Annotated in this window: 16 protein-coding genes, 1 pseudogene and 1 riboswitch; of the genes and pseudogenes, 13 read left to right on the top strand and 4 right to left on the bottom strand. The window is 64.2% G+C overall.

The features are described 5' to 3' along the window. Positions 1-89: 89 nt before the first annotated feature. Together AC1RR3_RS34100 and AC1RR3_RS34095 are read right to left on the bottom strand one after the other, a co-directional pair. Positions 90-623 carry a PRC-barrel domain-containing protein gene (locus AC1RR3_RS34100; RefSeq protein WP_492828947.1) on the bottom strand — a complete coding sequence of 178 codons (534 nt, stop codon included), beginning with the start codon at positions 621-623 and terminating at the stop codon, positions 90-92. Between the two features lie 244 nt (positions 624-867). Further along, a complete protein-coding gene (locus AC1RR3_RS34095) occupies positions 868-1,440 on the bottom strand; it encodes a hypothetical protein (RefSeq protein ID WP_492828945.1) in 573 nt (190 codons plus the stop codon). A 180-nt stretch (positions 1,441-1,620) separates the two neighbouring features. On the opposite strand from AC1RR3_RS34095, the gene AC1RR3_RS34090 reads away from it, so the two are divergent. Together AC1RR3_RS34090 and AC1RR3_RS34085 are read left to right on the top strand one after the other, a co-directional pair. Continuing rightward, positions 1,621-2,361 (top strand): response regulator, encoded by a 741-nt coding sequence (locus AC1RR3_RS34090; protein ID WP_492828943.1) that lies wholly within the window; start codon positions 1,621-1,623, stop codon positions 2,359-2,361. A gap of 12 nt (positions 2,362-2,373) precedes the next feature. Further along, positions 2,374-3,699: an ATP-binding protein gene (locus tag AC1RR3_RS34085; protein WP_492828942.1), complete on the top strand. Its 1,326-nt coding sequence runs from the start codon at positions 2,374-2,376 to the stop codon at positions 3,697-3,699. A gap of 2 nt (positions 3,700-3,701) precedes the next feature. Here the strand turns inward: AC1RR3_RS34085 and AC1RR3_RS34080 are convergent, their stop codons facing one another. Beyond that, positions 3,702-3,914, bottom strand: a complete 213-nt coding sequence (locus tag AC1RR3_RS34080; RefSeq protein WP_492828940.1) for a hypothetical protein — start codon at positions 3,912-3,914, stop codon at positions 3,702-3,704. A 252-nt stretch (positions 3,915-4,166) separates the two neighbouring features. On the opposite strand from AC1RR3_RS34080, the gene AC1RR3_RS34075 reads away from it, so the two are divergent. The 11 genes and pseudogenes from AC1RR3_RS34075 to AC1RR3_RS34025 all read left to right on the top strand — a co-directional run bounded on the left by AC1RR3_RS34075 (position 4,167) and on the right by AC1RR3_RS34025 (position 11,979). Then, positions 4,167-4,706 (top strand): transglycosylase SLT domain-containing protein, encoded by a 540-nt coding sequence (locus AC1RR3_RS34075; protein ID WP_492828938.1) that lies wholly within the window; start codon positions 4,167-4,169, stop codon positions 4,704-4,706. A 26-nt stretch (positions 4,707-4,732) separates the two neighbouring features. Beyond that, positions 4,733-4,861: riboswitch (TPP riboswitch) on the top strand. Beyond that, entirely contained in the window at positions 4,849-5,859 is a 1,011-nt protein-coding gene (locus AC1RR3_RS34070; RefSeq protein WP_492828936.1) for an FAD-dependent oxidoreductase, read from the top strand. (Overlaps the previous riboswitch by 13 nt.) Next, positions 5,850-6,047 (top strand): sulfur carrier protein ThiS, encoded by a 198-nt coding sequence (gene thiS / locus AC1RR3_RS34065; RefSeq protein ID WP_094977290.1) that lies wholly within the window; start codon positions 5,850-5,852, stop codon positions 6,045-6,047. The genes AC1RR3_RS34070 and thiS overlap by 10 nt, the downstream gene beginning before the upstream one ends. Positions 6,048-6,201: 154 nt before the next feature. Next, a complete protein-coding gene (locus AC1RR3_RS34060) occupies positions 6,202-6,984 on the top strand; it encodes a thiazole synthase (protein ID WP_492828934.1) in 783 nt (260 codons plus the stop codon). Continuing rightward, positions 6,971-7,597 carry a thiamine phosphate synthase gene (locus AC1RR3_RS34055; protein ID WP_492828932.1) on the top strand — a complete coding sequence of 209 codons (627 nt, stop codon included), beginning with the start codon at positions 6,971-6,973 and terminating at the stop codon, positions 7,595-7,597. Before AC1RR3_RS34060 ends, AC1RR3_RS34055 begins: the two co-directional genes overlap by 14 nt. A 285-nt stretch (positions 7,598-7,882) precedes the next feature. Continuing rightward, positions 7,883-9,781 carry a phosphomethylpyrimidine synthase ThiC gene (thiC, locus tag AC1RR3_RS34050; RefSeq protein ID WP_492828930.1) on the top strand — a complete coding sequence of 633 codons (1,899 nt, stop codon included), beginning with the start codon at positions 7,883-7,885 and terminating at the stop codon, positions 9,779-9,781. 161 nt (positions 9,782-9,942) lie between these two features. Beyond that, the gene (locus tag AC1RR3_RS34045) at positions 9,943-10,629 is read left to right on the top strand and encodes a hypothetical protein (RefSeq protein ID WP_492828928.1); all 687 of its coding nucleotides are present in this window, start codon (positions 9,943-9,945) and stop codon (positions 10,627-10,629) included. Positions 10,630-10,725: 96 nt separating this feature from the next. Further along, positions 10,726-10,832, top strand: a pseudogene (locus AC1RR3_RS34040) (mismatch-specific DNA-glycosylase); the annotation flags it as partial. Positions 10,833-10,873: 41 nt separating this feature from the next. After that, a complete protein-coding gene (locus AC1RR3_RS34035; protein ID WP_492828926.1) occupies positions 10,874-11,161 on the top strand; it encodes a hypothetical protein in 288 nt (95 codons plus the stop codon). Positions 11,162-11,199: 38 nt separating this feature from the next. Then, positions 11,200-11,451, top strand: a complete 252-nt coding sequence (locus tag AC1RR3_RS34030) for a type II toxin-antitoxin system RelE/ParE family toxin (RefSeq protein ID WP_492828924.1) — start codon at positions 11,200-11,202, stop codon at positions 11,449-11,451. A 21-nt stretch (positions 11,452-11,472) separates the two neighbouring features. Beyond that, positions 11,473-11,979: a mismatch-specific DNA-glycosylase gene (locus tag AC1RR3_RS34025; protein ID WP_492828922.1), complete on the top strand. Its 507-nt coding sequence runs from the start codon at positions 11,473-11,475 to the stop codon at positions 11,977-11,979. 104 nt (positions 11,980-12,083) lie between these two features. On the opposite strand, the gene AC1RR3_RS34020 is transcribed toward AC1RR3_RS34025, so the two are convergent. Beyond that, on the bottom strand, positions 12,084-12,812 hold the full coding sequence (locus AC1RR3_RS34020; protein ID WP_492828920.1) for an SDR family oxidoreductase: 729 nt from the start codon (positions 12,810-12,812) through the stop codon (positions 12,084-12,086). Positions 12,813-13,020 lie beyond the last annotated feature (208 nt).

Genomic DNA, 13,020 nt, shown 5'->3' with positions numbered 1-13,020 from the left:
CACCCCCCCCCCCCCCCCCCCCCCCCCCCCCCCCCCCCCCCCCCCCCCCCCCCCCCCCCGCTTCGCATCAAGCCGTCACGTGGTCCGCATTACTCCGAGTACTTGAACTCGGGCATGTTCTTCAGCTCGTCCTTGCTCGCATTGAACACGGCATGGTCCGGGTACCACTTCGAGCCCGACGTCGCGGTCGTGGTGGTCGTGGTCTTCTCGGTGCCGGTCGCAGCGCCGGTCGTCGTGGTCGCGGCCGGCTTGGCGCCCGGGTTGGTGCCGGTGCCGGTATAGGCCACCGCCTCGTTGACGAACTTCAGCTTCTCGTAGGGCACGGCGACCAGATGCTCGCCCATGCCGAGGAAGCCACCGACGCCGATCACGGCGATCTTGACGTTGCCGCTCTTGTCCATCAGCAGATCATTGATCGAGCCGATGTTCTCGTTGGCATCGTTGTAGATCTTCAGGCCCGCCATCTTCGAGGCGCGCCATTCACCCGACGCCGTGGTCGTTGTCGTCGTCGTGGTGGCCGCAGTCGGCGCCCTGTCGGTGGTGGCGGTCGGCGATTGCGCAAACGCAACGGTCGCAAGAAGTGCGGTGCCGGCAAGACCGGCGGCGATCGATTTCATCAACATTGTTGTCCTCTCCTTCAGCAGAAAACTCGTGGGGAGAGAACAGCGCTGATCGCGCGCAGTTCCTAAGATGCGGCAATTTCGTCGCGCAATAATGGCGCTGCATTGCGACGAAAGTTCCTGCGCGCTGGAACGTTCCAGATGCACGTTCCCCGCCGACGATCGTGCGCCCTGGGTGAAGCACGAGCGTGGCGGGGAACGCGCCGACCTGCGTCGCCAGGTCAGCTACAAAAGTCAGCTGCTAAAGTCAGCTCTTGTAGTCGATCAGAAGTGCGGAGAAGGACGAGCTGCTCGACGAGCTACCGTTGGCGCCGTAGGACGCGCTCGACGATTGTGACTGCTGGAGTGCCTCCAGGAACTGCTTGAGAATATCGGCCGTGGTGGAATCGCTCGACGTGCTGCTGGTCTGGTCCGTGGACGACGACGAATCCGAAGAGCTGTCGTCCGGCGGCGGGCCGGGCGGAGGACCGCCGGCGCCACCGGGGCCGCCCGTCCCACCGGGACCATTCGCAAAGGCGGACTGAAACACGCCCTTGAGCTCGTCGGCCTGGTCCGAGGTCAGCGTCCCGTTCGACACCTCGCTCGAGATGAGGTCGTCGATCTTCGACTTCATGTCGTCCTTGGACGGCTTGGTGCCGCTCGACTGGTCGCTCGACCGGCTCTGCTGGAGCGCCGTGTCGATGTCGGTCAGCGCCGTCGAGAGCGCCGACTGGTCCGACGACGAGATCGTGCCGGCCGAAACTTCCGATTGCAATTCTTGCTGCAGTCGCTGCAGGGGCGACTGGTAGTTACCTGCGGACGCCGCTGAGATTGCGGTCATGATCGCTCCGTGGTTTTTGTGGGGTTTCGCAATTGACCGCACCACGGTATGGTTAACGGCCTTAACGAGACCTTGCCGTTCCACTACCCAGGCGTGTCCCTGTGTTGCGGAATTGGCTTCAGAAACAATACGAAACAAAAATAATCGCCATTTGGCCCGAATCTTGGACAAACAAAGCACATGGCCATTCCCAATCCCAACATCCTGGTCGTCGAGGACGACCGCGAAACCCGGACGTTGATTGCGAAGTACCTGCGCAACAACGCCTGCAACGTCACCGCCGTCAGCGATGGCCGCGAGATGTCGCGCGCCATGGCCGACCATCGCGTGGACCTCATCATTCTCGACGTCATGCTGCCCGGCGAGGACGGCTTGAGCCTCTGCCGCAAGGTGCGCTCGGAGACGCAGACGCCGATCATCATGCTGACCGCGCGCGGCGAGGACGTCGACCGCATCGTCGGCCTCGAGATGGGCGCGGACGACTATCTGCCCAAGCCCTTCAACCCGCGCGAGCTGCTCGCGCGCATCAACGCGGTGCTGCGCCGCCAGGCTGCAGCGCAGGCGGCAAGCTCGATCGAGGGCGCGAGCACGCTGGCCTTCGAGGGCTGGCGCATCGATTTGCGCCTGCGCGAGCTGCGCAATCCGGAAGGCGCCCGCGTCGCGGTGACCAGCGCCGAGTTCGATCTGCTTCGGACCTTCTGCGAGCGGCCTGGCCGCGTGCTGTCGCGCGACAGCCTGCTCGACCTCACGCAGGGGCGCAACACCGGCTCGTTCGAACGCTCCATCGACGTGCTGGTCAGCCGTATCCGCCGCAAGATCGAGCCCAATCCGGCCGACCCGACCATCATCAAGACGGTACGCTCCGGCGGTTATTTGTTCACGCCCAGAACGGAAGCGGTCGCGGCGTCCCTGAGCAGCTGACGGACGCCGACGATGAGGCCGTTCGGGTTCTTCCACCTCAAGGGTATCGGCGGGCAGATCGCCGCGCTGGTGCTGGCTTCCACTGTCGCGCTGCATCTCGTCGTCACCGCTGCCTTCCTGATCAGCCGGCCGGACCGCCCGGACACGCCGCCGGACGGCGCGCCGCAATTGGCGGATGCCGCGGTGCTGCTCGGCTCGGTCGAGCCGGCCGAGCGGCCGCGCCTCATCGCAGATCTCGCGCGCGCCTTCCCGAAGCTCAATATCGAGACGTTTGCGCCCGACACCGCAAATGTCGTCGAAGACAGCGAAAGCCAACATCTGCACGGGATCCGCCGCCACCTCGGCCGCGGCTACAAGGTGGTGCAGCTTGCCCCCGAAGGCGGCGAGCACCGCATCGGCGTGCAACTGCCCGACGGCAGTGTGATATCAGGCCATGTCGATGGCGGCCCGCGGCCGTGGTTCTGGGGCGCACCGTGGCTGATGACGCTGATGACCACCTTCATCTGCGTCACCGTGCTCGGCCTGTGGGCGGCGCGCGCGCTGGCCGCGCCGCTGTCGTCCTTCGCCAAGGCCGCCGAGAATTTCAGCCTGGACGGCGAGGCAGAACCCTTGCCCGAGCGCGGCCCGGAGGAGATCCGCTCGGTCGCGCGCGCGCTCAACCGCATGCATGAGCGGATCGCGCGGCTGATGTCGGATCGCACAAGGATGCTGGCGGCGATCAGCCACGATCTGCGCACCCCGATCACGCGGCTGCGCCTGCGCGCCGAGTTCATCGAGGACGAGGGCAACCGCAGGCGCATGCTGATCGATCTCGACCAGATGCGCTCGATGCTGGAATCCGTGCTGTCGCTGCTGCGCAACGACCGCAAGATCGAGGCCGTGACGCTGGTGGACATCGCCAGCACGCTGCAGCTCGTCGCCGACCAGTTCGGCGACATGGGCCATGTCGTGCACTATGAAGGCCCCGCTTCGGCAACCGCCGCCGCGCGTCCCGACGATCTGCATCGCGGCGTCACCAACCTCGTCGAGAACGCGGTCCGCTTCGGCGCCGAGGTGACGATCCGCCTCGACGTATCAGGCACGAAGCTCGTCATCGACGTCGAGGACGATGGCCCCGGCATTTCGGATGCGCGCAAGCAGGAGATGCTGGAGCCGTTCGTGCGCGGCGACGACGCGCGCACCATGGACGATTCCACCGGCTTCGGCCTCGGCCTGTCGATCGCGCGCGCGATCGCGCTCGCCCATGGCGGCGAGCTGTCGCTGCACGACCGCGAGCCGCACGGCTTGATCGTGCGGATGCAATTGCCGGTGTGGCAGGAGCCGCGGCTGGCCGCCTAACTTCAAGCCGCGAGCGGCGGATGCGCGATGGGCATCTCGTCGAAGATCGCCACCGCCTCGAAGCGATAGTCGCAGGCGCGGCAGGTCCAGAGATAGGAGACACGCCCCTCGCCCGGCTCGATCCAGTCGGGCCGCGCGATCGGCGCGCCGCACTGCGCACAGGGATTTTGCCTGGGGACGTCGGTCTGGGCATTGACCATGGTTGTTTTTGTCATGGCACCTCTCCCGATTCGCTGGCCGTACATACTCGCTTTCGCGCGCCCGTGCGAATAGACAGGCGTGCTGTCGCGAGCGGGGTCTCGACCTTAGCGGAACCGTTACGCCGGCATTGAGTCGTAACAGCGGCTCGGCGCTGCGAAATCGTTAACGGCGGCGTTTGGTCACATCATCGCCGCCTTCGGGAGGCCTAACGGCAGCCGGGCGCAGATCGCTTAGAGACATCGCACTCAGGATCGCTGGGATATCTCATGAAAATTTTACGCGTTGCCGCGCTGCTCGCGGCCGGACTGATGTCGTCGCAGGCTGCGTTCGCGGGCGAAGCCGAGTATGCCGAGATGGTCGCGGCCCATGCGCGCGCCAACGGCGTGCCGGAAGCACTGGTGCATCGCGTCATCATGCGCGAGAGCCGCTATCAGCCCGGCCTCGTCGGCCATGGCGGCACCATCGGGCTGATGCAGATCAAGCTCGCGACCGCCCGCGGGCTCGGCTACACCGGCGATGCCGCCGGCTTGCGCGACCCCAACACCAACCTCACCTACGCGGTCAAATATCTCGCCGGTGCCTATCGCGCCGCCAATGGCGACCACAGCCGAGCCGTGCGTTATTTCGCGGGCGGCTATTACTACGTTGCAAAGCGGCAGCGTCAGGAGATGGTGCGAGAGGCCAGCAACGAGAGCTGGCTGGAGCCGAACGGCAATCCGCAGCCGATGTTCGGCGCAGCGCCGCACAGGAAGCTCGCCCAGCACGTGCGCAACGCCCGGGCGCAGGTTCCCGGGAACATGCGTTGACTCCACGCCCCACTGGCCTACATTAGAGCCGTTCCGAGGGGTGCTCCGAGGAGGAGCTGAGATACCGCTAAATGGGCGATCCCGCCCAGGACCGCGGTGACCCTTTGAACCTGATCCGGGTCATGCCGGCGAAGGGACAGGGATGTTGCAGACGACCAAGCGACCGGATTCCCCGGTATCCATCATCGGCGCAGGCATTGCCGGCGCCTGGCAGGCGCTGTTGTTCGCGCAGGCCGGCCATACCGTCACGCTACACGAGCGCAGTGACGCCGCCATGACCGATGCCACCAGCCATTGGGCCGGCGGGATGCTCGCGCCCTATTGCGAGGCGGAGGTCGCCGAACCCATCATCTCCAGGCTCGGCCTGCGCTCGCTCGACATCTGGCGGCGCGAGCTACCGGATACCCCCTTCAACGGCTCGCTCGTCGTCGCCCATCCGCGCGAGCGCAACGACTTCGAGCGCTTTGCCCGGATGACCGAAGGCCACCGCCGGCTCGATGCCGCAGCGTTGGCCGAACTCGAGCCGTCGCTGGAAGGCCGTTTTCGCGACGCGCTGTTCTTCCCGACCGAAGGCCATGTCGAGCCGCGCCGCGTGCTGCCGAAGCTGCACGAGCGCATCAAAGCTGCCGGCGGCACCATCAAGTTCGACAGCGACGTCTCCGCGAAAGATCTCGACGGCATCGTGATCGACTGCCGCGGCCTCGGCGCGCGCGACGAGCAACCTGAGCTGCGCGGCGTCAAGGGCGAGATGATTTTGATCGAGACCGGCGAGGTGCAGCTGGCGCGCCCCGTGCGACTGATCCATCCGCGCTGGCCGCTCTACGTCATCCCGCGCGAGCAAGGCCTGTTCATGCTCGGCGCGACCTCGATCGAGGCCGAAGACACCGGCGTCAGCGTCCGCTCCGCGCTGGAGCTCTTGGGCGCGGCCTACGCCGTGCACCCGGCGTTCGGCGAAGCCCGCATCGTCGAATTCGGCTCCGGCCTGCGCCCAGCCTATCCCGACAATTTGCCGCGCATCGGCATTCACGGCGACAAGATCGCCGTCAACGGGCTCTACCGCCACGGCTTCCTGATCGCGCCGGCGCTTGCCGAGCTGACGCTGCAATATGTCCAGCGCGGCCAGATCGACAATGAGGTGATGCAATGCGCGTGATCGTGAACGGCGAGCAACGCGAGATCAATGCGGCCAGCGTCGATGCGCTGCTCAGCGAGCTCGATTACGAGGGCACCCATTTCGCCATCGCGCTCAACTACGACGTCGTGCCGAAGAGCCGCTGGGCCGAGACGAGCTTGAAAGCCGGCGACGAGATCGAGATCATCACGCCGCGGCAGGGAGGGTGATGGTGATGATTTCTCCAAACACTCCACTGTCATCGCCCGGCTCGACCGGGCGATCCAGTACGCCGCGGCTTCACGGTTCTAGCCGCCCTGCCGCGGCGTACTGGATCCCCGCTTTCGCGGGGACGACTGCTGCGATTGAGGAGACACCTCCCACATGGTGACCTTCTACGGCAAAACCTTCGCCTCGCGCCTGCTGATCGGCAGCGCGCTCTATCCCTCGCCCGCGATCATGCAGGCGGCGATCCGCGCCTCGGGCTCGAACATCGTCACGGTGTCGCTGCGCCGCGAATCCGCCGGCGGCAAGACCGGCGATGCGTTCTGGAATCTGATCCGCGAGTTAGAGGTCACCGTGCTGCCGAACACGGCCGGCTGCCGCACCGTGCGCGAGGCGGTGACGACGGCAAAACTCGCGCGCGAATTGTTCGGCACGTCCTGGATCAAGCTGGAAGTCATCGCCGACAACGACACGCTGCAGCCCGACGTGGTCGGCCTGGTCGAAGCCGCCGCCATCCTGATCAAGGACGGTTTCGAAGTGTTCCCCTACTGCACCGAGGATCTCTCGGTCGCGAACCGCCTGGTCGATGCCGGCTGCAAGGTGGTGATGCCGTGGGCCGCGCCCATCGGCAGCGCCAAGGGCATCACCAACCGCGACGCGCTCAAGCTGCTGCGCGAGCGCCTGCCCGACATCACGCTGGTGGTCGACGCCGGCATCGGCGCGCCCTCGCATGCCGCCGCAGCACTGGAGCTCGGCTACGACGCCGTGCTGCTCAACACCGCCATCGCCAAAGCCGCCGATCCCGTCGCGATGGCCAATGCCTTCCGCCTCGGCTGTGAGGCCGGCCGCACCGCATACGAAGCCGGGCTGATGAACGCTCGCGACTTCGCCTCCCCTTCCACCCCTGTCGTTGGGACCCCGTTCTGGCATGCCGTATCCTGATCGCAACGCGTATCCTGATCGCTTCTATCCCGTCGTCGACAGCCTCAAATGGGTCGAGCGCCTGACCAAGCTTGGCGTCGGCACCATCCAGCTGCGCGCGAAAGAGCTGAACGATGCCGACGCGCTGCAGATCGTCACCGACGCGCTGGCGATCACGCAGGGCACGCAGGCCAAGCTGGTCGTGAACGACTATTGGCGCGCGGCGGTCGTCGCGGGTGCAAAATATCTGCATCTCGGCCAGGAGGATCTCGCCGACGCGGACCTCAAGGCGATCCGCGAGGCCGGCCTGTCGCTCGGCGTCTCCACCCACGACGACGCGGAGCTTGAAACCGCGCTCGCGGCCAAGCCCGACTACGTCGCGCTCGGCCCGATCTTCTTCACCACGCTGAAATCGATGCGCTTCGAACCGCAGGGCATTCCGAAGATCACGGAATGGAAGAAGCGCATCGGCACCATCCCGCTGGTCGCGATCGGCGGCATCAAGTTCGAGCACGCCGCGGAGATCTTTGCCGCGGGCGCCGATTCCATCGCCGTCGTCAGCGACGTCACGCAAAATGCGGACCCCGATGCGCGGGTGCGGCAATGGCTCGGCCAGTCAGCGGAGGCGGCGTGATGCACACGCGCTCTCCACACCGTCATTGCGAGGAGCGAAGCGACGAAGCAATCCAGACTGCTTCCGCGGGAGCATTTCTGGATTGCTTCGCTTCGCTCGCAATGACGGAGCAAACCTCTTTAACCCGTCACCCTGAGGTGGCCGCTTCTTCAGCGGCCCTCGAAGGGCGACGGCCCGGCTCGTTCATCCTTCGAGGCTCGCCCAGCGTCGCGTTCGCGCCGCAGGCCTCGCACCTCAGGATGACGAGATCAAACATTGCACACCAGAATTAAACCGGAGGATCCCATGAACATCCGCTCCAACCCCGAAAAAACCGTCCCCGCCGTCACCACCGGCCCGCTGCCCTCCTCGCGAAAGATCTTCGCCTCGCCCGACGCCGCGCCCGACCTGCGCGTGCCCTTGCGCGAGATCATCCTCTCCGAAGGCGCCGGCGAGCCGAACCTGCCGGTGTACGACACCTCCGGCCCCTACACCGATCCGTCCGTGACCATCGACGTCAACGCCGGCCTGCCCCGCGGCCGCAAGGCCTGGGTGATCGAGCGCGGCGGCGTCGAGGAATATGCGGGCCGCCAGGTCAAGCCGGAGGACAACGGCAACCTCTCCACCGACAAGGCCGCGCGCGCCTTCTCGGCCTATCACCAGCCGCTGCGCGGCCTCGACGGCCACAAGATCACGCAGCTCGAATTCGCCCGCGCCGGCATCATCACCAAGGAGATGATCTACGTCGCGGAGCGCGAAAATCTCGGCCGCAAGGAGCAGCTCGAACGCGCCGAAGCCGCCCTCGCCGATGGCGAAAGCTTTGGCGCGTCGGTCCCCGCCTTCATCACCCCGGAGTTCGTGCGCTCCGAGATCGCGCGCGGCCGCGCCATCATTCCCTGCAACATCAACCACTCAGAACTCGAGCCGATGATCATCGGCCGCAACTTCCTCACCAAGATCAACGCCAATATCGGCAACTCGGCGGTGACGTCATCCGTCGAGGAAGAGGTCGAGAAGATGGTGTGGGCGATCCGCTGGGGCGCCGACACCGTGATGGACCTCTCCACCGGCCGCAACATCCACACCACCCGCGAATGGATCTTGCGCAATTCGCCGGTGCCGATCGGCACCGTTCCGATCTATCAGGCGCTGGAGAAGTGCAACGGCGATCCGGTCAAGCTGACCTGGGAGCTCTACAAGGACACGCTGATCGAGCAGTGCGAGCAGGGCGTCGACTATTTCACCATCCACGCCGGCGTGCGGCTGTCCTACATCCACCTCACCGCCAGCCGCGTCACCGGCATCGTCTCGCGCGGCGGCTCGATCATGGCGAAGTGGTGCCTGGCGCATCACAAGGAAAGCTTCCTCTATACGCATTTCGACGAGATCTGCGACCTCATGCGCAAATATGACGTCTCGTTCTCGCTCGGCGACGGCCTGCGCCCGGGCTCGATCGCGGACGCGAACGACCGCGCCCAGTTCGCGGAGCTGGAGACGCTCGGCGAGCTGACGAAAATCGCGTGGGACAAGGGCTGCCAGGTCATGATCGAAGGCCCCGGCCACGTGCCGATGCACAAGATCAAGATCAACATGGACAAGCAGCTTAGGGAGTGCGGCGAGGCGCCGTTCTACACCCTCGGGCCCCTGACCACCGACATCGCGCCGGGCTATGACCACATCACCTCGGGCATTGGCGCCGCCATGATCGGCTGGTTCGGCTGCGCCATGCTCTGCTATGTCACGCCGAAGGAGCATCTCGGCCTGCCCGATCGCAATGACGTCAAGGTCGGCGTCATCACCTACAAGATCGCCGCCCACGCCTCCGATCTCGCCAAGGGCCACCCGGCCGCCCAGCTCCGCGACGACGCCCTCTCCCGCGCCCGCTTCGACTTCCGCTGGAGCGACCAGTTCAACCTCGGCCTCGACCCCGAGACCGCGAAAAACTTCCACGACGAGACCCTGCCGAAGGAAGCCCACAAGGTCGCCCATTTTTGCTCGATGTGCGGGCCGAAGTTCTGTTCGATGAAGATCACGCAGGACGTCCGCGACTATGCGGCGACGCTGAATGATCCGAACAGCATCGGCATGTCGATGAGCGGGACTGCCGAGGACGGCATGAAGCATATGAGCGCGAAGTTCAAGGAGATGGGGAGCAGCGTTTATCTGGATGCGGAGAAGGTGAAGGAGAGTAATCGGGTGCTGTAGACGGGCATCCGAACAAGACGGACCCAGACGCACGTCGGAAATAAAGGCCGGGCACTTGCCCGGCCTTTTTGTCTTAGCTGTATTTTATATTTAAATCATCTCAAGGTAGTATTGTCATTTTACTCTAATCAACTGACCGCACTTTTTATGGAGGGATTGATATGACAAATCAGACATTGAGAATGAGACTCGTTGGCGCCGGTGCCGCGGTTATAATCATCCTGCTTCTCTCTCTCGCTGAATATCTAACAAGAGATCCCAATAGTAAATCGACGTTCGTTGGAAGTAACGCCACTCTAATCGCGCTACTCTTCGCTGCTTACCTAACGTACGTATTCCAGCAACGAGGGAAATTTGTCGATGAACTTCGTGGCTGGTGGTGCGAAATAGTCGAAGCTAAGTCGTCATTTTTTGTGTACTGCGATAAGCAAAGCCCTACAGAGGAGGACTATCTTAAAGGGTTTTACGCTCTCTCCACGTCAATGGACACGCTACGCCTCATTTATTGTAATGTACGACGCAACGCGGATAACCCAAAGGGATACTATCCCTTTGAGCAAGTCCGCGACATCATCGACGTTGCGCGGTCAGTTGCCCCCTCTGAAATGCCCACCTCCACAGACCGAACTGCTGCCAAAGAAGCGATAAATCTCATCTTTCAATCTCTACGCCACGCGATTCAATCTGAAGCGAACGCATCAGTGCCTGACAATCCCACAACGTTCGATAGCGCTTATCGCGAGAAGTATATCGACGAAATAAAAGTCGGAATCGGACTTGATCTCCAAATGATCAGAAAGGCCAACCAAAAGAGGACCTACTTTTCTCGACGAGAGAAGACAACATGAATGAGGGGCTAGGCAGCGTAGCCTGACGGGCAAAGCGATATCCGAATTGACAGCGTCCCCGCATATCTTTGACTTAAATGAGGTTTACAACTCTGCTTCTGGCGCGCGATCCATGAAGCCGGGACCACGCCGCGGCGGTATCAGCCGGGTGAGTCGCCGCGCTGATCGATCTCGGGGTCTGGTTCACTGATCTCTCTAGGACGGACGTCTCGACAAATTCGTCCTTCACTCCTATTCTAACGGCATGAACATCATTCGCCGCACGCTGGATATCGACGCCGACACCGACGCGCGTTTGCGCGCAATGGCCGACGAGCGCGGGCAGGATGTCGCCGCCGTGCTCGCGGAAGCCGTGGCGCTGCTCGATTCCGTGGTCGATATCGCCGGCCCCGACATTGCCGAGGATCGCCGGCGGCTGGATGACTTCCGACAGAGCCGCGCCGCCGTACCGCTCAATGAGGTGAAGGACTGGGTCGCGAGCTGGGGGTCGGCGAAGGAGCTGCCACGGCCGGCAGCGCGCACGATCGGATGATCCTGCTTTCGCCCGACGCTGTCGAGGACGTCGAGCGATTGCGCCTGTTTCTCGATCAGCACAGCCCGGCCGCCGCGCAGCGCGCTCTCGCGTCGATCTGGCGAGCGATCGAAAAATTGGAAGAGTTTCCCGATCTTGGAATGCAGACCGAAGATGCCGAGCTCCGCCAGATCGTGGTCCGCTTCGGCGCGTCCGGCTACATCGTTCGGTATGCCGTGTTGGCGGAGGCGCAAGACATCCTGATCACGCGGATATGGCATGGCCGCGAAGCCCGCAAGACGGACGAGTGAGCGTAGCGACGGACGATTGACTTGCTTGAAACCCACCGCCTCCCCGACCAGCTCCGTCCCAACCTCCGCCTCGTCTTCGTCGGCACCGCCGCCTCGACGCGTTCGGCCGAGCTCGGGCACTACTACGCCCATCCCGGCAACCGCTTCTGGCGCGCGATCCATGAGGCCGGCATCACGCCGCGGCGCTATCAGCCGGGCGAGTTCGCATCGCTGATCGAGCTCGGAATCGGCTTCACCGATCTCTCCAAGTCGGGCGCCGGGATGGATCATCAGATCGCGGCGGAGACGATCGACATGCCCGGCTTCAGGGCCAAGATGGAGAAGTACCGGCCGGGGACGATTGCGTTCACGAGCAAGAAGGCGGCGAGCTTGTTTTATGGCCGGCCGTCGAGCGGGATTGCGCTGGGGCGGCAGCCGCGCGATAAGAGTTTGCCGGAGATTTTCGTGCTGCCGTCGCCGTCGGGTGCCGCGTCCGGGCACTGGACGATTGAGCCGTGGCGCGAGCTTGCGGCGTGGATCAGATCGTAGGGTGGATTAGCGCAGCGTAATCCACCGCGGTCTGTCCCCGCGGAGACAGAAGTGGTGGGTTACGCTGCGCTAACTCACCCTACGGCACGACAAGAGCCTGCGCCCTACAGATCGAAATTGGTCGGCAGCATCACCACGTCTCGAATGGTCATGCCGCGCGGCCGCGTCAGCATGAACATCACCACGGCAGCGACTTCACTGGCCTCCAGCAGGCTGCCGGAGTCCCTGGCTTCCTTCAGCTTCTCGGGCGGCCAGTCCGCCAGCAGCGCGCTGACGACCGGACCGGGCGAGATCGAGCCGACGCGAATGCCGTGCTTGAAGACCTGGCGCCGCACCGTCTGGACAAAGCAGTTGACCGCCCATTTGGACGATGCATAGACCGGCTCCCATGGCGTCGGAAAATGCGCCGCCAGCGAGCTCGTGACGATGATGTCGCCGGTCCGGCGCGCGATCATGTGCGGCAGCACGTCGTGCACGTTCTTCATCACGACATTGACATTCAGGTTCAGCATCCGGTCGATCGCCATGGTATCGGCATCGACCAGGTCGCCGCCAACATACGTGCCTGCGTTGGCATGCAGGATGTCGAGTTGGCCGGCCTTCTCCAGAACCCGCGGCAGCAGCGTCGCGCAGTCACTGGGATCGAGCAGGTCGATCACCAGCGGAACCACCGCGTCGCCATGCTTGTTGCAGAGCGCCGTCAGCGCAGCCTCGTCGCGATCGACCATCACCACGCGCGCGCCCGCGGCCAGCATCGCCTCGGTGCTCGCCAATCCGATGCCGGACGCGGCCCCGGTCACGGCGGCAACCTTGCCTTCCAATTCGTTTCCCATGGGCTCACCATCCTGCTGGAATTGGCAGTATAGCGATCCGGAGCGCCCCGGCGAAGCGGCAGGTCACTTCGTAGCCGGGGATGCCGCGCAGCGTCGAACAGGGGATGCCGCGCGTCCTGCGATCGAACGAGGTCGCACAGAATGCGCCGGACTGTTGCAAGCGCGTCACGGCGGGGATACCACTTGCGGTGGAACAGCCCGATATCGA

Source organism: Bradyrhizobium sp. GW821-FHT13H05, from assembly GCF_058804065.1.
Note: the sequence above shows the minus strand (reverse complement) of the source record. Positions and strands in the feature narration are given on the sequence as shown.